At 67.3% G+C, this 6,191-nt stretch carries 9 protein-coding genes; 2 read left to right on the forward strand and 7 right to left on the reverse strand.

Going from position 1 to position 6,191, the window contains the following annotated elements; all coding sequences use genetic code 11:
- Nucleotides 1-90: 90 nt before the first annotated feature.
- From ETD86_RS51905 to ETD86_RS51930, 7 genes are all read right to left on the reverse strand, one after another.
- Nucleotides 91-606 carry a hypothetical protein gene (locus tag ETD86_RS51905; protein WP_211370875.1) on the reverse strand — a complete coding sequence of 172 codons (516 nt, stop codon included), beginning with the start codon at nucleotides 604-606 and terminating at the stop codon, nucleotides 91-93.
- Between the two features lie 137 nt (nucleotides 607-743).
- A complete protein-coding gene (locus ETD86_RS51910; protein ID WP_138673988.1) occupies nucleotides 744-1,004 on the reverse strand; it encodes a hypothetical protein in 261 nt (86 codons plus the stop codon).
- Nucleotides 1,005-1,283: 279 nt separating this feature from the next.
- Nucleotides 1,284-1,550: a hypothetical protein gene (locus ETD86_RS51915; RefSeq protein ID WP_138673989.1), complete on the reverse strand. Its 267-nt coding sequence runs from the start codon at nucleotides 1,548-1,550 to the stop codon at nucleotides 1,284-1,286.
- 508 nt (nucleotides 1,551-2,058) lie between these two features.
- Complete coding sequence (locus ETD86_RS56405; RefSeq protein WP_170223765.1) at nucleotides 2,059-2,232, reverse strand: hypothetical protein; 174 nt, start codon at nucleotides 2,230-2,232, stop codon at nucleotides 2,059-2,061.
- A 100-nt stretch (nucleotides 2,233-2,332) separates the two neighbouring features.
- Nucleotides 2,333-2,632, reverse strand: coding sequence for a DUF6458 family protein (locus ETD86_RS51920; protein ID WP_246149486.1), 300 nt, complete (start codon nucleotides 2,630-2,632; stop codon nucleotides 2,333-2,335).
- A 55-nt stretch (nucleotides 2,633-2,687) separates the two neighbouring features.
- A complete protein-coding gene (locus tag ETD86_RS51925) occupies nucleotides 2,688-2,972 on the reverse strand; it encodes a GlsB/YeaQ/YmgE family stress response membrane protein (RefSeq protein ID WP_138673991.1) in 285 nt (94 codons plus the stop codon).
- A 403-nt stretch (nucleotides 2,973-3,375) separates the two neighbouring features.
- Complete coding sequence (locus tag ETD86_RS51930; RefSeq protein WP_138673992.1) at nucleotides 3,376-3,549, reverse strand: CsbD family protein; 174 nt, start codon at nucleotides 3,547-3,549, stop codon at nucleotides 3,376-3,378.
- Nucleotides 3,550-4,016: 467 nt separating this feature from the next.
- Between ETD86_RS51930 and ETD86_RS51935 the strand changes: the two genes are divergently transcribed.
- Nucleotides 4,017-4,865 carry an alpha/beta hydrolase gene (locus tag ETD86_RS51935; RefSeq protein ID WP_138673993.1) on the forward strand — a complete coding sequence of 283 codons (849 nt, stop codon included), beginning with the start codon at nucleotides 4,017-4,019 and terminating at the stop codon, nucleotides 4,863-4,865.
- A gap of 89 nt (nucleotides 4,866-4,954) precedes the next feature.
- The gene (locus ETD86_RS51940; protein ID WP_211370876.1) at nucleotides 4,955-5,743 is read left to right on the forward strand and encodes a class I SAM-dependent methyltransferase; all 789 of its coding nucleotides are present in this window, start codon (nucleotides 4,955-4,957) and stop codon (nucleotides 5,741-5,743) included.
- Nucleotides 5,744-6,191 lie beyond the last annotated feature (448 nt).

Raw genomic sequence — 6,191 nt, forward strand, 5'->3', positions numbered from 1 at the left:
TGTGACTGCTGTTTCGTGGAAGTCGTGTTACTAGGCGTTCTCGCGATTTCCGCTAGGCCTCATGTCGCCGACCTGCATCTTCATGCTCGATCATGCCTCAGCACCCCGATTAGCTGCGGAACGCGAGAGGAAGAACTGGTCTGTATAACTGTTCTTGGTGACGAGCATATCGGCCACCAGACCGGCCAGCCGTCGCAGCAATCGGCGGTCGTCGTCGTCGACGCTGTTGAGAGTCAGGGCCATCACCCCGACCTCATCACTGCCATCGAGCAGCGGCAGGAACATCCGGATGCCGTCGGGCACCGGAAGCTCCACCCTCGTCTCGTTGACAAAAGCCTCGCCTGCCCATGACCCGTCAATGGGCAGGGGATCGCCGCCCATGAGCCCCCTGCCCGGCAGCGGCACCAACATCACCTGGTCATAGTCCTGCAGCAGGATCGAAACATCCCGGCCACCGATCCTGCGCACCTCCTCCGCCACCAGCGGAGCGATGAGCTGTGGAGGCATGGTGTGAGCCCGGTCCAGCAACTGCCCCAGCAGCCGCTCGCCGAAGCCTTCCGACCGGTCCACCACAGCCTTGCGGCTCTGGGGCACATGTCCCGTCATGGATCTTCGGTTCCCCCGCACTAGATTCTCTCTCTGCCCGGTATCCGGCTTGGACTGCACCGGCCTCCTTCGCGTGGGTGTGGCCGAGGACATCGTCCGGCCGGCTGATGTCAGGTCATGATCGGGCAGCCCGCCCGCTACAGGTACTGGCCCGCCTCGGCGCTGTCCGTCTTCGACACACGCACCGACACCACGTTGGCGAGGTTGATGACCACACCGTGCACGTCGGCCTCACGGTCATATCTCGCCCGCATCAACACCAGGCTGCGCCGCTCGTCCACAGCACGAGCGATCGCCGCCACCGCCTCCGGCTCCCCGTCGAAGTCCCCGCTCATCACGGAGACGTCTTCACCGCCCACCGGGCGGAATCGAATGATCAGGGCGATATTTTCAGACACGGCCGGCTCCTTTCGCCAGAACCCGCAAGGAGCACCTGCCCAGCGTTGAACGATGTAGGCAGAAGGGGTTCTGAGCAGCGGTCGCCTTGACTTCGATCCCCCGGCGGACTCATCCCAACGTGCGGCGCGCGCTTCCTGCGAGTAAGCGCGTTTCTCCAGAAGCCGTTGCGTTTGATCGAGTGCGGCACGGGCCTGGCTGTAGGACATCGCCGCGCGCGGCCGCCCTTGTGGGCTGAGGCTGGGCTTCACTGACCATCGCACGCGCCTTTCGTGCCGATATCAGGCTGTGGGCCCCAGCCCGGCGATCCGTTGCTCGCGCACGTCCTGCAGAGCCCGCAAGTAGCCGATCTCCAGGGCACGACAGACCAGATTGTTCATCTCGGCAGAGCCGTCGAGCCGACCCCAGCCGGAGAACTCGTCGGCCACCGCCTCATCGGCCAACCGCTCGTCACCGGCATCACCAGGACCTGGACCGTCATAACGGATCCGGCCGATGAACTCGCTCCAATCCTCCAGTTCAGCGCGCGCTTCATCATCGTCGCTCATACTGACCATCGTGACCCATGATCGCTGCCTGCGCGAGCTCATCCGGCATGGCCTGGCAGGGCGCCTCGACCGGTGCACCACCGCACACCTGCGCCTGCGATCGTCCTGCTCGCCCCGGCCGGAGAGGTGAAGCCGCGCTGGCGGCCGTCGGGGAGATCAGTCGGCCGGATCGTTGTCGAGCAATGGCTCGGACGGTACCGGCGGCGCGGTGGCTCGCGCCGCCGGATCGAAAACGAGCTTGTCAGACGCTGGCGGCAGCCTGCCCTTGCCGTCGCTGTCACGCCTTGGAACGGGCCCAGGCCGGAGCGGCGGCGGGTCGGCGGATTCGTCGAGGCGTTCGTCGTCGTTTCGCGTATTCATCTCTTGTCATCCTTTTCGCGAGCCGTTTCGGGATTCTCCCTGCGATGTTGGCCGGTCATCGCCCGGCTTGGTCGGCGGGTTGAGGGTTGGGCGACGCGCCCGCTGATCTCGTGGGCCTGGCGGTAGTGGTGCGGCGTGCGGCCCGTCCCTACCGGGGGCGTAGTTCCTGCTCGGCCCCGCCGCGGTTGTCACGTTCGCTCATGGCGGGTCTGTGTTGGGAGCCGGCCCGCTGGCGCATGCGTTGCCAGCGCTGCTGCACCACGACGAAGCCGATGGCGGCGATCAAGATCGCCGCCACAGCGATGGCGACGATTGTGGTCATTGTGGGCATGTCCGCCTTCGCGAGTTGGCCACCCTCTCGCCTCCTGCCGAGGGCTGGAGGGCGGAGAGCAGCGGGTTGTGCTCTAGCCGTCCGGCGCTGGTCAGGACCGGCGGTCGCCGGGAGGCCTGCCGCCGCGCCTTTGCCCGGCGTCGTGGCCGGGCGAATCATCTGGACTGGATAGCGGTCGGTCGTCGATGTCGTCCTGGCGGCTGCGGGCGGTCGACCAGGCCGGGCGTGGTCTGTTGCGGAGCAGCAGGGACAGCAGGAGCGCGAGGGTGCCGCCGAGCATCAGGATGATGCCCATGATGCGCAGGTCGAAGCCGCCCACCGAGCTGTCGGCCAGGGCGAAGGAGAGGATGGCACCGAAGGCGATCACCGTGATAGCTCCGCCGATGGGCATCACTCAGCACCTTCGCCGCGGCAGGAGCGTGAACACCCGGGGGTGCTGGGCGAGGTCATCGGCGACCGGCCCGCCGGGCCGGACGTCGATCGGTGATCAGGCGGTAGCCGAGCAGCAGGGCTGCCGCGCCGACGATGGCGCACACCCAGGTGGACAGGTCGAAGAACCCCTGGATGCCTGAGACGTCCAACAGCTGGGTGGCGACGAAGCCACCCAGCAGCGCCCCGGCGATGCCGAGCGCGAAGGTGATGACCATACCTTGCGCGTCCTTGCCCGGGACCAGCATTCTGGCCACCGCCCCGGCGACCAGTCCGAGGATGATCCAAGCGATGATGCCCATGGCCGAGCTCCTATGGCGGTGCATCGATGTCTGCAGGGGATCGGTCTTCCGGACCGGTCGAAGCAGGGGGCGGTATGAGTGACGACACCGACGGTCGAACTCATTCAGCTCCAGCCGACACCCACAGGTGCCGTACGGAAACAGGCGATCGGGAAGGATCCATCTCCAGAACCGATCACCAAGGTTCGTGACGCAAGCCGACGCAACTCCATGCCCGCCGCCCCTCCCTGCCTGTGCGGCGCCGATCCGGGCCGTCTCCCCCGCTCCAAGTGCCTCGTGGAGCGTGGACTCTATTCAGTCGGCAAGGGGGTGGTGGTCACCTGAGGGCTCTTTTCGAAGGGTCGTCGCGCGGCGATCGGCACGGTCGACCGCGGTCTTGAGCCGCCGGCCTGCACGGAGAGAATCAGTGCTTGGAGGCGTCGTCGGCCTTCCCTCCAGGCTGCTTCAGATGGCCCACGACCCGATCGGGCTTGCCCGCAACCTGGTGACGCTGGTCGCCGGTGGCGCGGCCGAGGCGTTGCCTGGCCCAGCGCTTGAAGGCCTGTACCTTGTTGTCGATCTCCCAGCGCAGACTCATCGCGATTTCCTTTCGCCACTCCGCCGGCCATCGGCCCAACGCAGACTCATCGCGATGACCTGGTGTCGGGGGGGGCATTCGCCGCTGTCAGTGCGGCTTGGAGCTCCAGTGTGATTCCCGGTCTACTGCTAGGAAACGAGCAATCACCGCTCCCGTTATCACTGAAATCGATGAGCAAGCTCAGTGTGTGTCCTTCCTCCTGGCGGTACGGGCTGCGCCGGCGGGCTTGATGCCAATTGCGGAGACGGCAATCACTGAGTGCTCGGTTATCAGTTATGGAGATGAGCTGCGCGCAAACTGCCCGTTTCCTTCTACTGCGGGCTCATGTGCGCTGGAGGGACGCCGGGGTGAGCCCGCTCGGACCGGGAAACTCCGCCGGTGGGCCGCGCTACGGCCGCCGCGGTGCATTCCCCCTACGTCCACGGCTGCGGGCCACCCGACCAATGAACGTCTCAGGGAGTTACTCCATGACCGAAGCAGAGAGCACCGGCACCAAGCCTCCCATCCTCCTCATCCACGGACTCTGGCTGACCCCACGCGCCTGGGAGCACTGGATCGAGCGCTACACCCAACTCGGCCACCAGGTACTCGCGCCGGCCTGGCCGGGCATGGAGATCGAGGTCGAAGCGCTGCGCAAGAACCCTGAGGGGATGAACGGCCTGGGCGTCACCGAGGTCGCCGACTTCTACGAGACCGTCGTCCGCGAGCAGGCCTGGCCGCCCATCATCATCGGCCACTCCTTCGGCGGATTGATCGTCCAGATCCTGCTGGACCGCGGTCTGGGCGCCGCCGGCGTGGCGATCCACCCCGCTCCGATCAAGGGCGTGCTGCGGCTGCCGCTCAGCAGCCTGCGCGTGGCCATGCCGGTCCTGGCCAATCCCGGCAACCGCAGCAGGACCGTGGCACTGAGCCCCAAGCAGTTCCACTACGCGTTCACCAACACCCTGACCCCACAAGAGTCGGGGGTGATCTACCAGCGCTACTGCGTCCCCGCCCCTGGCCGGCCACTCTTCCAGGCGGCCGCCGCCAACCTGCGACGGCACCCCGCAACCAGAGTGGACGTGAGCCATGACACGCGCGCCCCGCTGCTCCTGATCGCCGGTGGCGCCGACCACACCGTCCCCGCCACGCTGGTCCGCCAGACCTATCACCGGTACCGCAATTCCCGCGCGGTCACCGATTATCAGGAATTCGCCCGGATGCCGCACTTCGCCCTCGGCGCTCCGCAATGGGAACGAGTCGCGGACCACGCCATCCACTGGGCCGACCGAAACGCCGCCAGACACACCAGAAGAAGCCGGGCAGACAAACCGTAGGCGCACACCCGGGCACGGTCCGCGAGCCTTGGCGAACGCAACCGCCGCTGAGGCCGCTCTCCCGTCGGCGGCAGGCGTATTCTTGCGCCGTGACGCACGAGGTGTGGGCCCGCGGCGACGCCTACGACTCTTTCATGGGCCGCTGGAGCCGCCGTGTCGCTGCCTCCTTCGTGTCCTGGCTCGCCGTTCCGGCCGGACGACGCTGGCTGGACGCGGGCTGCGGCACCGGCGCGCTGTCCGCCACCGCGCTGGGCGCCGCTCACCCCGCCGAGCTGACGGGTGTCGACCCCTCCGAGGGGCTCATCGGGTACGCCCGCGCCCAGATCACCGATCCGCGGACACGATTCGAGACCGGCGACGCCATGGCGTTGCCCTTCCCGGATGGCCGGTTCGACGTAGTGGTCAGCGGGCTGGTGCTCAACTTCGTACCTGAGCCGGAACGTGCCGTGGCGGAATTCACGCGCGTCGCGACGTCCGGCGGGACGGTCGCCGCCTATGTGTGGGACTACGCCGAGGGCATGGCGATGTTACGGCACTTCTGGGATACCGTCACCGCCCTCGATCCTGCGGCCGCGGCGCTGGACGAGGGGCGGCGGTTTCCGCAGTGCCGGCCGGAGCCGCTGCGCGAGCTGTGGTCCGGCGCGGGTTTGGCCGACGTGGTCGTCGAGGCGATCGAGGTGCCGACCGTGTTCCGGGACTTTGACGACTACTGGGCGCCGTTCCTCGGCGGACAGGCTCCGGCGCCCGGCTACGTCGGATCACTCCCCGAAGACCGCAAGGCCACCCTGCGGGACATGCTGCGCCGACGGCTGCCCACCCGGCCGGACGGATCGATCGCCCTCACTGCGCGCGCCTGGGCAGTACGCGGACACCACTAAGGCGCCCCCTCCGCCGGCTCGCGAGCCGGCGGAGCGAACCCCCTGCCAAGTCTGCTATCGCGATTGGTGATGGGCCTTGCTGATAGTGGGCGTTTCCGCCGGCGAGCCGAGCACATTGACTCGTAAGCGAGCCGAGCACATTGACTCGTAAGCGATCAGCACGCCACCCCGCCCGGGCCGACACCCGAAACGCAGGCTCAGTACAGCGAAATCAGCGGCTGATAGTGTCAGGTAGCCGCAGACCACGCTTTCAGCTGACAGTCGCGACCGCCGGGCCCCCGTATGAGGGCGGGCCCTCGGTGAAGGCTCCGGGTTCCACCGCACAGGCAGACGGGACAGCCGTCTTCACCGAGCGAGTCGCATCGGCATCCATTCTGATGCGGCCGGATGACCGAAAGGCATGGCAGTTGGCCTTCACATACGGCTTTCTCAGCACCCACCCGCCCAC

This window comes from Nonomuraea turkmeniaca (genome assembly GCF_005889735.1).
Classification (GTDB): domain Bacteria; phylum Actinomycetota; class Actinomycetes; order Streptosporangiales; family Streptosporangiaceae; genus Nonomuraea; species Nonomuraea turkmeniaca.